This is a genomic window from Actinomadura geliboluensis (assembly GCF_005889745.1).
Taxonomy (GTDB): Bacteria; Actinomycetota; Actinomycetes; order Streptosporangiales; family Streptosporangiaceae; genus Spirillospora; species Spirillospora geliboluensis.
This window is the reverse complement of record NZ_VCKZ01000240.1, coordinates 1-14,360: the sequence shown is the minus strand read 5'-3', so window position 1 is coordinate 14,360 and position 14,360 is coordinate 1. Positions and strand designations below refer to the sequence as shown.

The following is a 14,360-nucleotide window of genomic DNA, read 5'->3' as shown; positions in this document are numbered from 1 at the left end:
CACGATGACCGAGACCCTCGCGTTCGGCACGGTCGAGACCGTGCTCGGGCACCTGCTCGTCGCCGAGACCGGGACGGGGGTCGCCGCGCTGCACTTCCGCGACACCCCCGCGGCCCGTGCGCGGACCGCCAAGGCCGCCGGGCTGCCGGTCGTGGACGCCCCCGGCCGGGTCGCCCCGGTCCTCGCGGCGCTGCGCGACTACTTCGCCGGCGACCTGAAGGAGTTCGAGGTGCCGATCGACTGGCGCCTCACCACCGACGCCCAGCGGCAGGTGCTCACGACCCTGTACGAGTCCGTCCCCTACGGGCGGACCGTCACCTACGGCGAGCTGGGCGACCGCAGCGGCACCGGCGTACACGCCCAGGTCATCGGGCAGATCATGGGGAGCAACCCGATCCCGCTGATCGTGCCGTGCCACCGGGTCGTCGCCTCGACCGGGCTGGGCGGCTACAGCGGCGGGTCCGGCGTCGAGGTCAAGCGCTGGCTGCTCACGCTGGAGGGCGCCCTCCCCGCGACCCTCGACTGGGACATCGGCCGGGCTCCGTGAACATACCGACGAGGAGTCGGGAAGCCTAGAATGGGCGGGTGCCGAAGATCAGTGAGGCGACCGTCGCGGAGCACCGGGCCCGGCAGCTGCGGAACCTGCTGGACGGGGCGCGGGCGCTGGTGGCCGAGGAGGGCATCGAGGCGCTGACGCTGGCGGCGCTGGCGCGGCGGGTCGGGCTGTCCCGGCCGGGCCTGTACGAGTACTTCCGCTCGAAGGACGACCTCGTCGCCGCGATCCTGGACGAGGAGCTGCCGCGCTGGGCGGCGCTCGTGGAGCGCGCCCTCGGCGGTGCGGACGGCCTGGACGGCAAGGTCGCCGCCTACGTCCGCTGCCAGCTGGAGGTCATGACGGACGGCCGGCACGCCGCCGCCGTCGCGCTGGCCGAGCACGCCCTCGCCCAGCCGGCCCTCGACCGCATCCGGGCCGGGCACGCGCAGCTGCTGCGGCCGCTCGCCGCCGCGCTGGAGGCGGGCGGCGTCCCGGATCCGGAGCTGCGGGCCGAACTGATCCAGGGGCTGGTCGACGCGGCCGCGCGGCTCGCGCAGCGGCGGCCGTCCGGCGCCGGGGCCGTCGTCGACGCGACGGTGGCGCAGGCGGTGCGGGGGCTGTCCTAGCGGTCAGGTCCGCGCGTGCTCGTAGGTGACGCCCGTGAGGGACTCGGAGACCTCCCAGAGGCGCTCCCCGAGGCCGGGGCGGTTCGCCTGCGGGGGCGTGACCACCTTGGCGGGGGCGCCGCGGTACTGGAGCAGCCGGGGGCCGTAGCAGGCGCCGCCCTCGACGTCCGCCGTCGCGGCGTACAGGGACGGCAGCGCGCCCGCCGCGGCGGACTGGGCGATCAGCGCGTTCCCGATGCCGGTGGCCTTCTCCATGAGCGTGTTGCCCTGCATCCTCGGCCCGGTCTGCTGGAGGTTCGTCGCGGCGTAGCCGGGGTGGGCGGCGACGCTCGTCAGCTCCGGGAAGCGCCGGTCCAGCTCCTTGGCGAAGAGGAGGTTGGCGAGCTTGGCCTGGCTGTAGGCCGCCCACTTGCGGTACCGGCGCTCGCCCTGCAGGTCGTCGAAGTCCAGCCGGCCCGTCCAGGCGAAGCCGGAGGTGACGGTGACGACGCGGGCGGACGGGGCGGAGCGCAGCGCGGGCAGCAGCAGGCCGGTGAGCGCGAAATGGCCGAGGTGGTTGGTGCCGAACTGCATCTCGAAGCCGTCGGCGGTGGCGCGGCGCGGGATCGCCATGACGCCCGCGTTGTTGACGAGGACGTCGAGGGGCTCGGCGCCGTGCCGGTCCGCGAACGCCCGGACGGACGCCAGGTCGGCGAGGTCGAGCGAGCCGAGCGCGAGGTCGGCGCCGGGCGCGGCGGCCCGGATCCGGTCGACGGCGGCCTGGCCGCGTTCGGCGCTGCGGCAGGCCAGCACGACGGACGCGCCGTGCCGGGCGAGCTGGAGCGCGGTGTGGTAGCCGATGCCGCTGTTGGCGCCGGTGACGACCGCCCGCCGCCCGGACAGGCCGGGGATGTCGTTCGCCGTCCATCCGCGCATGGGCACCTCCACGTCGTCGCGCGGGACTCGCGTCGCCGCGCGGGACTGCCAAGTTAGACGGGTCATCGAATAGAGGGCAACCGGGCCGCGGTGTGGCGCGATTCACACCGCCCGCGCCGCGCCCGCCCCGCGCCGGCGCGCCCCCCGGAGCGCGGAGGGCGCGTCCGGGATCAGGCGGGCAGGTTCTTCTCGATGGCGCCGGTGACCTCGTCGGTCTCCGGCTCGGTCTGCGGCGCGAACCGCGCGGCGACCGCGCCGTCCGGGGCGATGAGGAACTTCTCGAAGTTCCACCGGATGTCGCCGGCGTACCCCTCGGCGTCGGGGACGTCGACGAGGCCCTGGTACAGCGGGTGCCGGCCGTCCCCGTTGACCTCGACCTTCTCGGTCATCGGGAAGGTGACGCCGTACGTCGCCGAGCAGAACTCGGCGATCTCGTCGGCGGTGCCGGGCTCCTGGCCCATGAACTGGTTGCAGGGCACGCCGAGGACGGTGAAGCCGCGTTCCGCGTAGCGCTCCTGCAGCCGCTCCAGGCCGGAGTACTGCGGGGTGAGGCCGCACTTGGACGCGACGTTGACGACGAGCACGGCCTTGCCCCGGTACTGCGCGAGGTCCGCGGAGCCGCCCCGCAGACCGTCGATCTCTACGTCGAAGACAGACATGAGGCCGATCTTAGGAGATGCCTCCCCCGACCGGCCCCGGCCGCCGTCGTCCTAGCCCAAGGCGTTCACGAAGGCGGCGAGCTGGTTGCCCGCGTTGCCCAGCTCGTCGAGGGCGTTGTTGACCACGCCCGCGGCGTCGGTCGGGGAGCTCAGCAAGTAGAAGATGACGAAGGCGATCGCCACATAGCGCAAGTTCTTCTTGTTCATTACGCCCGTCCCTGGTTGTAGCGCGCGACACAACTGACCCGATCCAATTGTGCCCAGCGGCGTCTGCCCGCAAAGCGGGATTTTACTGTGACGCGCGCGCCACCGCTTGGTCGCCCGGACGCGAAGAAGCCCCGCACCGCCGGGGGTACGGGGCCCGGGAGCCGTCGGTCAGCTCGGGATGGCGCTCATGAACTGCGACAACGACTCCGCCGCGCTCCCGAGGCCGCTCAGGGCGTTGTTCACCAGAGTCGCCGCCCCCTGGGGCCTGCTGATGACGTACCACGCCACGAAGGCGATGGCGGCGATCTTCATATGCTTCTTGTTCACTTCAACCACCCTCTGCGGTCGCTTGCCTACGCAGAGTGATTCCCAGGGGCGGCGGAACAGAGATCAAGAGAGGGCAAAGAGACGGTCAGGTCCGGTTGGCGTGCTCGGCGAGGTAGCCGATGTAGAGCGGCCGGAGCGCCTCGCCGACCTCGCCCTCCCCCGCGTGCGTGAACTCCTCCAGCAGCGACAGGCCGTGGAACAGGTCGAACTCGGCGCGGTCGACCTCGCCCGTCGCCGCCGCGGCGGCCGGGATCGCGCGCAGCAGCTCCCACAGGAAGCCGACGTCCCGCCGCCGCCTGGCCAGGTCCATCGCCCGCTCGTACAGCTCCTTGGAGGACAGCTCGTCCAGGTCCGCGCCGTCCGGCGTCACATCGGCCATATTCCGACTGTAGCCAAGGAGCGCCGGCGGGCGGCTCCCCGTCACTTGGTGATGACGTCCTGCGGGATGGGCTGGTCCTGCTTGAGGGCGTCGAACAGCTTGGACGCCTTGGCCCTGTCCCAGGTGATGTACGAGCCGGCCGCCGCCGAGCTGCCGCTGCCGCCGATCGGGACCGTCGTGGTCACGCCGCTGCCGCCGCTCACGCCCTTCATCGCCCACATCATGCGGACCAGGTCGTACAGGTGGTCGTTCTCGTCCACCAGGAAGTTGCTGGTGGCGTTCATCGCCAGCGGGACGCCGCGGAACGGGTTGAGCATCGTCCCGGGGCTCGTGGCCTTCTTCATCAGCGCGGCGAAGAACTGGCGCTGGTGCTCCACGCGCTCCAGGTCGGCGCGGGCGAACTTGCGGGTCCGCACGTAGCCGAGCGCCTGCCCGCCGTTGAGCGTCTGGCAGCCGGCCTTGAGGTCGAGCCCCGCCTTGGGGTCCTTGATGTCGTCCTTGACGCAGATGTCCACGCCGCCGACGGCGTCGACCACGCCCACGAAGCCGCCGAAGCCGATCTCCGCGTAGTGGTCGATGCGGAGGCCGGTGGCCTTCTCGACGGTCTGCACGAGCAGCTTGGGGCCGCCGAACGCGAAGGCCGCGTTCAGCTTGTTCGACCCGTGCCCCGGGATCGGGACGTAGGAGTCGCGCGGCAGGCTGATCAGCGACGTCCCGCCGGAGCCGTAGTGCAGCAGCATCATCGAGTCGGTGCGGCGGCCGCCGGCGAACCCGGTCGCGAGCCGCTTCTGGTCGTCCTTCGACAGGCCTTCGCGGCTGTCGGAGCCGACGACCAGCCAGGTCGTGCCCGCGGTGTCGGCGACGCGGCCGGGGTAGTCGACCAGCACCGACTCGCGCTTGAGCCGCGAGTCCATGTAGAAGTACCCGCCCACGACGACCAGCAGCAGCACGACCGCGACGGCGCCGAGCACCCGCGGCCAGCGCCGCCGCCGGCGGCGCCGGACCGGCGCGCCGTCGTACGGGCCGCCCCGATCGTGCCGCCCGCCGGCGAGCTGGTCACCCGCGTACGGGTCGTCGTACGGGTCGTAGCGGTCTCCGTACGGATCCCGTCCGTAGGCGGCTTGCTGGTGCGACCGGCCGTCGTTCATGCGTAGACCTTAGACAACACTGAGGGTGCGGCGCGTCCCTCCGCCGCATGATTGTCCACTTGAACAAATCACCGCGCTCTGTGACGAATGAAGCGGACACCATCCCCCTTAAGGCGCACACTGCCCCCGGCGGGGAGTAAACCGGCGGGACGCGCGGAGGGCGGCGCATGGGTGCGGGACGGCGTTTATCCAGGCGGTTCACGCTGCGCGGGAGGAACCGGCGCCGCCGGGCGGCCCCCGCCGACCCGGGGCTTCCGGAGGTGATCCTCACCTGGCACGCGCGTGACAAGGAACTCACCGAGACGGGGCTGGGCACGATCGCGCGGCGGTTCCCGGCGACGCTCGCGCAGGCGGCGCGGCTCGCCTGGCGGGCGAGCCGCGCCGACACGATCACCACGGTCTCGCTCAACGTCGCCGCCGGGTTCTTCACCGCGTTCTGGCTGCTGGCCACGACCGGGGTGCTCACCGCCCTGTTCAGCGCGGCGCCGACGCCGTCCCGGGTCCGCGACGCGCTGCCGTCGCTGGCGCTCGTCGCGGGCGCGGTGGCGCTGCGGGCCGCGCTCCAGGCCGGCGCCGGATGGGCGCAGGCGCGGCTGGAGCCGCAGGTCGAGCGGCTGGTCGAGCTGCGCCTCTACGAGGCGACGACCGCGGTGGACATGACCGCGCTGGACGACTCCGACTTCCTTGACGACCTGAAGCGCGCCCAGGGGCGCGGCATGGTGTCGGCGCCCATGGTCGTCCAGCACGCCGTGGACGTGCTCACCGGCGCCATCGGCATGGTCGCCGCCGCCGGGACGCTCGGCGTGCTGCACCCGCTGCTGCTGCCGCTGCTCCTGCTGACCGCCGTCCCGGAGGGGTGGGCGTCCCTGCGCAGCGCGCGGATGCGGTACGTGATGATGCTGTCCCTCATCGGGGTGACGCGGCGCAAGTGGATCCTGTCGGAGCTGATGGTCGACCGGCAGCACGCCGCCGAGGTGCGGTCGTTCACGATGCGCGGCTTCCTGCTGGACCAGTACGACAGGTCGGCGTCCTACCAGCGGAGCGTGGAGCTGGACGTGGCGCGCCGCCAGCTGGTCGTGAAGGTCACCGGCGACATGCTGAAGGGCGCCGCGACGGCGCTCGTCTACGTCGCGCTGGGATTCATGCTGTGGAAGGGCGCGGTGCCGCTGGCGGTCGCGGGCACGGCGGTGCTCGCGATCCGGACGGGCCAGTCGTCCCTGGCCAACCTGGTGTTCGCCGTCAACCGGTGCTACGAGGAGGGCCTGTACTTCGGCGACTACGTCGCGTTCTGCGCCGCCGCCGAGCAGCGGATCCCGCGCCGCGCCCTCGCGCCCGCCCCGGCGGAGGAGCGGCGGCGGCTGCCGGACGGCTTCGCGCACATCCGCGTCCGCGACGTCGTGTTCACCTACCCGGGCGCGGACGCGCCGTCCCTCAACGGCGTCTCGCTGGACCTGCGCAGGGGCGAGGTGGTCGCGCTCGTCGGCGAGAACGGCTCCGGCAAGACGACCCTCGCCAAGATCATGGCGGGCCTGTACGACCCGGACTCCGGCGAGGTGCGGTGGGACGACGTGCCGCTGACGGACGTCCCCCCGCAGGACGTCTGGGAGCGCATCGCCGTCATCGCGCAGGAGTACACGCACTGGCCGATGACCGCCCGCCAGAACATCACCATGGGCCGGGGCCGCGACCATGCCGCGAACGGGGCCGGCGAGGACGGCGGCGAGGACCCCGCGATGCTCGCCGCCGCCCGCGCGTCCGGCGCCGACGAGGTCGTCGCGGAGCTCGCCCGCGGCTACGGGACGCTGCTGGACCGCCGGTTCAAGGGCGGCGCCGACCTGTCCGGCGGGCAGTGGCAGCGGCTCGCGGTCGCCCGCGGCTTCTTCCGGGACGCGCCGCTGCTGATCTGCGACGAGCCGACCGCGGCGCTGGACGCGCGGGCCGAGCACCAGCTGTTCGAGCGGATCCGCACGCACGCCGACGGCCGGACCGTGCTGCTGATCACGCACCGGCTCGCCAGCGTCCGCTACGCCGACCGGATCTACGTCCTGGAGCGCGGCGAGGTGAGCGAGGAGGGCGACCACGCCGCGCTGATGGCCCGCGGCGGCCTCTACGCCGACCTGTACTCGCTGCAGGCCGCCGCCTACGGCGCCGGCGGCCCGCAGGAGACCGCGCAGGCGGGCTAGATGTAGAGGCCGTAGCCGCCCTCGTCCGCGCGGGGCGGCGCGTCGGGCAGGTCCTCGGACCGCAGCAGCACCACCTCCGCCGGGTCGACCTCGTGGCCCGCGTCGTCGCCCGCGGTGATGCGCTGGGCCTGCCGGGAGATCGCCGCCTCCAGCAGGTTGCGGACGAGCCGGGCGTTGCCGAAGGAGGAGCCGCGCGGCTGCGCGGCGACGCGCTCGCGCAGCGCGTCCAGCACCCCGGGCGCGAGCGCGAACCCGGCCTCGGCCGCCATGAACTCGAAGATCGTGACGAGTTCGTCGTCGGTGTAGTCCGGGAAGCGGAGCTTCTTCGGGAACCGGGACGCCAGGCCCGGGTTGGCCTCCAGGAACCGCTCCATCTCGGCGTCATAGCCGGCGACGATGACGACCAGGTCGCCGCGGTGCTCCTCCATCAGCCGCAGCAGCTCGGCGATCGCCTCGTGGCCGAAGTCGCGCCGGTCGCCGCCCGCCGACGACAGCGCGTACGCCTCGTCGACGAACAGGACGCCGCCGAGGGCGCGCTCGACCGCGCCCCGCACCCGCGGCGCGGTCTGCCCGACGAACTCGGCGACGAGGTCGGCGCGGGTGACCTCCACCAGGTGCCCGGACGACAGCAGGCCGAGCCGGGCGAAGACGGCGGCGATCAGCCGCGCGATCGTCGTCTTGGCCGTGCCGGGGTTGCCGCTGAACACCATGTGCCGGGCCGGGGGCGCGGGCGACACCTTGGCGTCGCGGCGCAGCTGCTCGGCGCGGACCTCCGCGACGAGCGCGGCCACCTCACGCTTGATGTCGGCGAGCCCGATCAGCCGCTCGACCTCGGCGAGCGGGTCGCCGGGCACGTCGTCGCGGCCGCGGGTCAGCGTGTCGGGGACGTCCTCCAGCAGGATCACGTCGAGGGACTCGGTCTCGTCCACGATGCCGTCGGCGAGGACGCGGCGGCCCTGCATCGCGACGGCCCGGTCCAGCAGGTTGGTCATGATGCGGACGTTGCCGAGGCTCCGCTCGTGCGGCGCCGCCTCGACCAGCGCGCGGACCTTGTCCAGCACGCCGGGGGCCAGCTCGAACCCCGACGCGGCGGCCTTGGCCGCGAACACCTGCACCAGCTCGTCGTCGGTGAGGTCGGCGAACCGGATCGTGCGGGGGAAGTGGGCGGCCAGCTCGGGATGCGCCTTGAGCAGCCCGTTCATCTCCGCGTGCGGGCCGGTCAGCACGACGACGAGGTCCTCGGTATGGGCCTGGACGCTGGTCAGCAGGACGTCCAGCACCTCCCGGCCGCGCGCCGCGTCCGCCGACACCGACACCAGCGCGTGCGCGTCGCGGACCAGCAGGACGCCGCCGTGCGCCTGCTCCACCGCGCGCCGCACCCGCAGCACGCTCTCGCTGGCGTACTCGCCGAGCAGGTCGGCGCGCTCCACCTCGACGAGGTGGCCGGACGACAGCACGCCGAGGTCGGCGTAGATCCGGCCGAGGATCCGGGCGACCTTGCCCTTGCCGGTGCCGGTGCTGCCGGTGAAGACCAGGTGCCGGGGGCGGGCCCGCGCCGTCATGCCCGCCTCGCGGCGCAGCCGCGCCGCCTCGGCCTCGGCGATCAGGGCGTCGACCTCCCGCTTGACGGGGTCGATGCCGACGCAGGCGGCCAGTTCGGCGAGCGGGTCGGTCTCGGCGGGGCGGCCCGCGACGAGGCGCTGCGGCAGGTCGGCGGCGGTGACCTCGACCCCGTCGGCGCCGGCGTCCGCCGCCCGCGCGCGGGCCGCGGCGACGGCCTGGCCCGCCATGTGGTCGGCGAGCCGGGCGCCGCGCAGGTTCCGCAGCGGCGGCGTCCGGCGCAGCAGCGCGCCCGCGGCCGCCGCGGCCTCCGGCGCGGTGCGGCCGCCGCGCCGCGCGACCGCGAGCGTGAACAGCTCGGCGAAGTCGTCCTCGCCGAAGTCGCGGGTGCGGGCGACGTCGAACGCGCGCACCAGCGCCGGGTTGGCGTCGAACAGCCGGCGGTCGCCGCCGGGCCGGCACAGCGCGACGACGTCGAGGGACGGCGCGCGGGCCATGAGCCGCCGCAGCTCCTCCACGGCGGCGGCGCCGCAGCGCTCGCTCGCGGCGAGCTTCTCCAGGTCGTCCACGACGAGGAGCATGCGCCCCTCCAGGCAGTCGCGGACGCGGGCCTGAAGCCACAGCACGGCGTCGCTCACGCCGAGCGACGCGAACACCTGGTCGGAGATCCACAGCGCCTCGCGGACGGCGCCGCGCGCGGCCAGCAGCTCTTCGACGGCCTCGGCGGCGGTGCCCTTGCCGGTGCCCTCGGGGCCGGTGACGAGCAGCCGGACGGCCCGCTCGCCCGCCAGCCGGGCCGTCACCGCGTCCCGCAGCACCCGGGTCAGCTCCGGCTGCCCGACGAGCCCCGGCTCCGGCGGCGCGGCGCGTCCGGGGCGCTCCGCCGCGGTGGCCGCGTCCTTGTCGCCGGTCCCGAACGACGGCACGTGGAGGATGCGGCGGGCGGTGAACAGCCGGCGCAGGTCGGCCTGGAAGGGGCGCACCGGGACGCGGCACTTCGGCGTGACCGGCGCGTCGGGCAGCCCCTGCACCGCGCCGGTGAGGCGCACGGCCATGTCCAGCCAGGCGCGGGCGGCGTCGGCCTCCCCCGCGACGAGGCCGCGCGCCAGCCAGGCGCGCACGTCGCCCTGCCACGCCTCCGCCGAGAACCCCTCGCGCGCGGCGCGGAACCGCTCCTCCACGTTCTCGTAGCGGGCGGTGCCCAGCACGACCGCCAGCTCCGCCGGGACGACCTGCGCCTCGGCCGCCAGCAGCAGCCGGGCCAGCGCGGCGTCGGCCTCGTCCCCGTCGGCGACGGATCCGGCGAGCCGCTCGTGCGCGGCGTCCAGGCCCTGGCACGCCCACCCCAGGTACCCGACCGGGCCCGCCAGCTCCGGCAGGACGGCCAGCTCCGCGTCGGTCAGCCCGGCGGTCCAGGCGTCCTCCAGCCGCCGGTTGGGGACGGCCATGTCCGCCTCGCGCAGCTCCGGGTCGGCGGCGCGCCGGTCGAACAGCTCGGCCAGCGCCGCGCGGCGCCGCTCCACCGGCTCCAGCCCCGCGAAGACGTCCAGCCCGGCCCGCGCCAGCTCGAACATCACCGTTCGGCGCTCGGGGTCGTCCCCGGCCGGCTCGGGCAGCCACAGGCCGGGCGGCCGCCACCGCCCGCCCTGGGTGAACCAGGCCAGCGGGTCGCGCACCGCCGGCTCCGGCGTCGCCAGGAAGTCCGACAGCAGCTCGTAGTCGACGTCGCCGCGCGACCCGCCGCGCACCGCCGACGCCCCCAGCAGGAACGTCAGCAGCGACCACTGCTCGGCCCCCGCCGCGCTGGTGCCGTCCCCGTAGAAGTCGCTGAGCCGCCGGGTCAGCACGACCGCGCGCTTGTCGGTGTTGTAGGCGACCGCCCGTTCGCGGATCTCCTCGTACAGGCCGTCCGGTACGCGCCAGGGCCCGTACGCGTACACGTCCAGTACGGGTTCCTCGGTGAGCAGCACTTCGAGATGGTCCGGCAGCCGGGGGGCACTCAAGTCGCGTCTCCTGTACAGCGGCGGGGGCGATCACGTCCGACAGCACCCTATGACCCGGCACACACGGACACACCCCCGTCGCGGCGGGTTGGCAGGCGCGCGGACGTCGGTGATAGTTGTCAGATGGAAAGCATCCGCCGGACGGCCCTCCGCCGGACGCTGGGCTCACAGGAGGGGAACCCCCCGTGCCACCTTGGGAAGTGACCACGCGCGCCGACGGCGGGCGAGCCGTCGTCCGGCTGCGCGGGGAACTCGATATCGCCTGCTCGGAAGACCTCCGCAGGGAACTGAACGAGGCCCGCCGCGAGCACGGCGAGCACCTCGTCCTCGACCTCGCCGAGCTGGAGTTCATGGACTCCAACGGCCTGTCGGTCATCGTCGCCTGCTACAAGGCCGCGACGGCCGCCGGCGGCAGCCTCACCCTCGCCGGCCCTCGCCCGATCGTCCGCCGCGCCCTGGAGATCACCGGGCTGCACCGCCGGATCCCCGTGACCGAGACCCTGCAGGAGGCCCTCGCCGGCTGACCGGAGCGCCCGGCCCCCGGAGGGACGGCCCTACAGCGGGAGGGCCGTGGGGCGCTTCGGGGCGCGGCCGTCGCCGGACGAGCGGCCGGTCGCGCGGCGCCCGATCCACGGGACGAGGTAGGTGCGCGCCCAGCGGACGTCCTCGCGGCGCATGGTCAGCCAGTCGGCGCGGTCCAGCGGCGGCCAGGGCTCGCGCCAGTCCCCCTCGACCGGGACGCCGATCGCCCCGGCGACCAGCAGCGCCATGCGGCGGTGCCCCTCCGGCGACAGGTGCAGGCGGTCCTCGTGCCAGGCGCGCGGGTCGTCGAACGCGCGCAGCGGCCACAGGTCGACGACGTCGCAGCCGCGGCGGTCGGCGATCGCCCGCAGGTGCATGTTGTAGGTCGCCGCCTTGCCCCGGATCCGGTGGCCCGAGCGCAGGCCGCGGGTGTCGAAGCCGGTGAAGACCACGACCCGGGCGCCGGTGGCGCGCAGCCGGCGGACCGCGTCGTCGAACACGACCGCGAGCGCGTCCGGGTCGGCGCCCGGCCGGATCATGTCGTTGCCGCCGGCGCACAGCGTGACGAGGTCGGGGGCGAGCTCGACGGCGCGCGGCACCTGGTCGTCCACGATCTGCCGGACGAGCTTGCCGCGGACGGCGAGGTTGGCGTAGCGCAGGCCGGGGCTGTGCGCGGCGATGTGCTCCGCGAGCCGGTCGGCCCACCCGCGGAACACGTCGTCCTCGCCCGGATAGGGGTCGTTGAGGCCCTCGGTGAAGCTATCGCCGATGGCCACGTACGTCCGGATCCGCTCCACTTCGCTCATCGCAAACCCCCACACGCGTCAACATGATCGAACACGACCATTAATCATGCATCGTGCATACGACCTACGCGACCGTAACCCGGCGCCCGCGCCCCCGGCGGGCGGCGCGGGCGGCTAGGTCCAGCTCGGGGAGGTGGAACCGGGCTGCGGGGCGGGCGCGGCGGCGGGCGCACCGCCGGAGTGCACCGTCATCGCGTGCTTGACCAGCGTGATCAGCACCTGCTTCGTGGACTCGCGGCTGCGCGCGTCGCACTGCACGATCGGCACGTGCGCGCTGATCGACAGCGCCTCGCGGATGTCCTCCACGGCGTACTGGAACTCGCCGTGGAACCCGTTGACGCCCACCACGAACGGCAGGCCGAGCTCCTCGAAGTAGTCCACCGCGGCGAAGCAGTCCTCCAGCCGGCGGGTGTCGACCAGCACGACGGCGCCGATCGCGCCGCGGACCAGGTCGTCCCACATGAACCAGAACCGGTGCTGCCCGGGGGTGCCGAACAGGTACAGGATCAGCTCGCTGTCGAGCGACACGCGCCCGAAGTCCATCGCGACCGTCGTGGTCGTCTTGTCCGGCACGGCCGACAGGTCGTCCACGTCGGCGCTGGCCGCGGTCATCACCGCCTCGGTGGTGAGCGGCATGATCTCCGAGACGGAGCCGACGAACGTGGTCTTCCCGACGCCGAATCCGCCACCGACGACGATCTTGACCGAGGTCAGCTCGGCCTCTCCGCCGTGCGGCCCGGGGGGCGGGACCTGGTCAGAGCTTCCGAAGGCCACTGAGCACCCTTTCTAGCAAGCGGATGTCCGGCTGTCCGCCGGCGGTGGTTGCGGGCTGCGACTGGTGCAGCCGCAGCAGGCCCTCGACGGCCATGTCGGCGACGAGCACGCGCGCCACGCCGAGCGGCAGGCGCAGCAGCGCGGACACCTCGGCCACCGAGCGGGCGGACCGGCACAGATCCATGATCGCCCGGTACTCGGGGGTCAGCACGGCCACGTCCCGGGGCGGGTAGGGCGCGGCGGTGACCAGCGCCTCGATGGCCAGGTCGTAGCGCGGCTTCGTGCGCCCCCCGGTGACGGCGTAGGGGCGCACCAGCGAACTGCCCTCGCCCTCGTCCCGCTCGGGCGGGCGGCCCGGCGCCCGGCCCTGGTCACCGGGCCAGCGTCCGGAGCCGCCCGGCCCGCCGGGGGCGCCTCCGTAGTGACTGCCTCGATCCATGTCGCCGACCTCCGTCAGAGTCAGTCACGATCAATAGCGGGCGGGGCCTGCGCCCATCTCGGTCACGGACGGCCCGGAGTAGGGCGGCTGCTGCTCCTGGGTGCGCAGCGCGGGGGTCAGCGCCCGGCCCACCCGCTCGACCAGCAGCGTCATCTCGTAGGCGACCAGCCCGAGGTCGCAGTCCGGGGCCGCCAGCACCGCGAACACCGACCCGTTCGTGATGGACATGACGAACAGCAGCCCGCGGTCCATCTCGACGACGGTCTGGTTCACCCCGCCCGCGTCGAAGATCTTCGCCGCGCCCTGGGTGAGGCTCATCAGCCCCGAGGCGATCGCCGACAGCTGGTCGGCGCGCTCGGGCGGGAACCCCGACGAGTACGCCATCGGCAGCCCGTCCGAGGAGACCACGACGGCGTGCGCGACCTTCGCGACACGGTCGGCGAAGTTCGTCACCAACCAGTTGAGATCCTGCCCGCTCACCGCGTGCCTCCTGTCTCGCCGTCACCCTGTGACGGCGCCTCACCTGAAGTTCCTGTGCCTCGAGCCTCGTTGCGTCCCCGGTGGACGCCGCGCTGCAGGCTCGCGAAACGGCTGCGTACCACGTCGGCCGACTGGCCGGGACCCTCCTGGCCGGGGACCTGCGGTCCCTGCGGCGCCGGGGGCCGCTGTCCCTGCACAGACTGCACCGGGCCGGTCCCGCCCGGCAACGGGCCTCCCTGCGGCGGCGCCGCCGGCGGCGGCGCCGCCCCCGCGGGGGTGCGGCCGACCGCTCCGGGCACGCGGTTCTTGCCGGGCACCCGCTTCGGGAGCCCCACGTTCGTTCGGGACGTCGCCACCGGCCGCCGGGCGGCCTCGGCGGCGCGGAACCCCGCGTCCGCGGGCGATTCCCAACCCTTCACCGGATCCTCCCCGGACGACCCTCCGGACCTGCGCTGGAACCATTCGGACTGCATCGCGTCGAAGATGGGCGACCGCTCGGGCATCCGCGGCGGACCCGCCGGCTCGGCCGGCGGCGCAGCGGCCCGCATGGCGGGCTCGGGAGCGGGCGGCTCCGGCGCGTACTCCTCCATCGGGGCCGGCGCCGCGCCGTCGGAGTAGGCGTAGCCGTCGGCCGCCGGGAGCGACTCGACCGGCAGCGGCCCGGTCTCCCACGGGATCTGGCGCGCGGAGCGCGGCTCCGGCACCGCCGGCTGCGCCTCCGGGACGACGGACTGCGGGCCGGTGCGGCCGCCCGGCCGGTAGCCGGCGCCGTTGCTCCCGGCCGTGCCGGGGGCGGG

The 14,360-nt window shown here is 74.3% G+C and carries 15 protein-coding genes and 1 pseudogene; 4 read left to right on the top strand and 12 right to left on the bottom strand.

The features are described from left to right. Together ETD96_RS27890 and ETD96_RS27885 are read left to right on the top strand one after the other, a co-directional pair. The coding region (locus ETD96_RS27890) for a methylated-DNA--[protein]-cysteine S-methyltransferase (RefSeq protein ID WP_240808281.1) at window positions 1-547 on the top strand (547 nt) is incomplete at its 5' end. A 38-nt stretch (window positions 548-585) separates the two neighbouring features. Next, a complete protein-coding gene (locus ETD96_RS27885; protein ID WP_138639462.1) occupies window positions 586-1,161 on the top strand; it encodes a TetR/AcrR family transcriptional regulator in 576 nt (191 codons plus the stop codon). A 3-nt stretch (window positions 1,162-1,164) separates the two neighbouring features. Here the strand turns inward: ETD96_RS27885 and ETD96_RS27880 are convergent, their stop codons facing one another. From ETD96_RS27880 to ETD96_RS27865, 6 genes are all read right to left on the bottom strand, one after another. Next, on the bottom strand, window positions 1,165-2,076 hold the full coding sequence (locus ETD96_RS27880; protein ID WP_138639464.1) for an oxidoreductase: 912 nt from the start codon (window positions 2,074-2,076) through the stop codon (window positions 1,165-1,167). Between the two features lie 170 nt (window positions 2,077-2,246). Then, a complete protein-coding gene (locus ETD96_RS27875) occupies window positions 2,247-2,735 on the bottom strand; it encodes a glutathione peroxidase (protein ID WP_138639461.1) in 489 nt (162 codons plus the stop codon). Between the two features lie 51 nt (window positions 2,736-2,786). Beyond that, entirely contained in the window at window positions 2,787-2,942 is a 156-nt protein-coding gene (locus ETD96_RS45120) for a hypothetical protein (protein ID WP_171069267.1), read from the bottom strand. A gap of 168 nt (window positions 2,943-3,110) precedes the next feature. After that, a complete protein-coding gene (locus ETD96_RS45115) occupies window positions 3,111-3,269 on the bottom strand; it encodes a hypothetical protein (protein ID WP_171069266.1) in 159 nt (52 codons plus the stop codon). Window positions 3,270-3,354: 85 nt separating this feature from the next. Then, a complete protein-coding gene (locus tag ETD96_RS27870; RefSeq protein WP_138639460.1) occupies window positions 3,355-3,648 on the bottom strand; it encodes a hypothetical protein in 294 nt (97 codons plus the stop codon). A 41-nt stretch (window positions 3,649-3,689) separates the two neighbouring features. Further along, entirely contained in the window at window positions 3,690-4,796 is a 1,107-nt protein-coding gene (locus ETD96_RS27865) for an LCP family protein (RefSeq protein WP_138639459.1), read from the bottom strand. Between the two features lie 260 nt (window positions 4,797-5,056). Between ETD96_RS27865 and ETD96_RS27860 the strand changes: the two genes are divergently transcribed. Next, window positions 5,057-6,979, top strand: coding sequence for an ABC transporter ATP-binding protein (locus ETD96_RS27860; RefSeq protein WP_240808280.1), 1,923 nt, complete (start codon window positions 5,057-5,059; stop codon window positions 6,977-6,979). Here the strand turns inward: ETD96_RS27860 and ETD96_RS27855 are convergent. After that, complete coding sequence (locus tag ETD96_RS27855; protein WP_138639457.1) at window positions 6,976-10,542, bottom strand: AAA family ATPase; 3,567 nt, start codon at window positions 10,540-10,542, stop codon at window positions 6,976-6,978. The genes ETD96_RS27860 and ETD96_RS27855 overlap by 4 nt on opposite strands. A gap of 185 nt (window positions 10,543-10,727) precedes the next feature. Here ETD96_RS27855 and ETD96_RS27850 point away from each other — a divergent pair, with 185 nt between their 5' ends. Next, the gene (locus tag ETD96_RS27850; protein ID WP_171069265.1) at window positions 10,728-11,066 is read left to right on the top strand and encodes an STAS domain-containing protein; all 339 of its coding nucleotides are present in this window, start codon (window positions 10,728-10,730) and stop codon (window positions 11,064-11,066) included. 30 nt (window positions 11,067-11,096) lie between these two features. Here the strand turns inward: ETD96_RS27850 and ETD96_RS27845 are convergent, their stop codons facing one another. The 5 genes and pseudogenes from ETD96_RS27845 to ETD96_RS47690 all read right to left on the bottom strand — a co-directional run. Next, complete coding sequence (locus ETD96_RS27845; protein ID WP_138639455.1) at window positions 11,097-11,870, bottom strand: SGNH/GDSL hydrolase family protein; 774 nt, start codon at window positions 11,868-11,870, stop codon at window positions 11,097-11,099. A 114-nt stretch (window positions 11,871-11,984) separates the two neighbouring features. Further along, window positions 11,985-12,584, bottom strand: coding sequence for a GTP-binding protein (locus ETD96_RS27840; RefSeq protein ID WP_138639463.1), 600 nt, complete (start codon window positions 12,582-12,584; stop codon window positions 11,985-11,987). A 40-nt stretch (window positions 12,585-12,624) separates the two neighbouring features. Continuing rightward, complete coding sequence (locus ETD96_RS27835; protein ID WP_138639454.1) at window positions 12,625-13,083, bottom strand: DUF742 domain-containing protein; 459 nt, start codon at window positions 13,081-13,083, stop codon at window positions 12,625-12,627. Window positions 13,084-13,113: 30 nt separating this feature from the next. Then, window positions 13,114-13,563 (bottom strand): roadblock/LC7 domain-containing protein, encoded by a 450-nt coding sequence (locus ETD96_RS27830; protein WP_138639453.1) that lies wholly within the window; start codon window positions 13,561-13,563, stop codon window positions 13,114-13,116. After that, window positions 13,560-14,360, bottom strand: a pseudogene (locus ETD96_RS47690) (hypothetical protein); the annotation flags it as partial. The gene ETD96_RS27830 and the pseudogene ETD96_RS47690, both read right to left, overlap by 4 nt.

Bases quoted from the DNA above. Each gene is read 5' to 3' on its own strand.
- ETD96_RS27880 (WP_138639464.1), bottom strand. From the start codon at position 2,076: ATGCGCGGATGGACGGCGAACGACATCCCCGGCCTGTCCGGGCGGCGG.
- ETD96_RS27875 (WP_138639461.1), bottom strand. From the start codon at position 2,735: ATGTCTGTCTTCGACGTAGAGATCGACGGTCTGCGGGGCGGCTCCGCG.
- ETD96_RS45120 (WP_171069267.1), bottom strand. From the start codon at position 2,942: ATGAACAAGAAGAACTTGCGCTATGTGGCGATCGCCTTCGTCATCTTC.
- ETD96_RS27870 (WP_138639460.1), bottom strand. From the start codon at position 3,648: ATGGCCGATGTGACGCCGGACGGCGCGGACCTGGACGAGCTGTCCTCC.
- ETD96_RS27865 (WP_138639459.1), bottom strand. From the start codon at position 4,796: ATGAACGACGGCCGGTCGCACCAGCAAGCCGCCTACGGACGGGATCCG.
- ETD96_RS27845 (WP_138639455.1), bottom strand. From the start codon at position 11,870: ATGAGCGAAGTGGAGCGGATCCGGACGTACGTGGCCATCGGCGATAGC.
- ETD96_RS27835 (WP_138639454.1), bottom strand. From the start codon at position 13,083: ATGGATCGAGGCAGTCACTACGGAGGCGCCCCCGGCGGGCCGGGCGGC.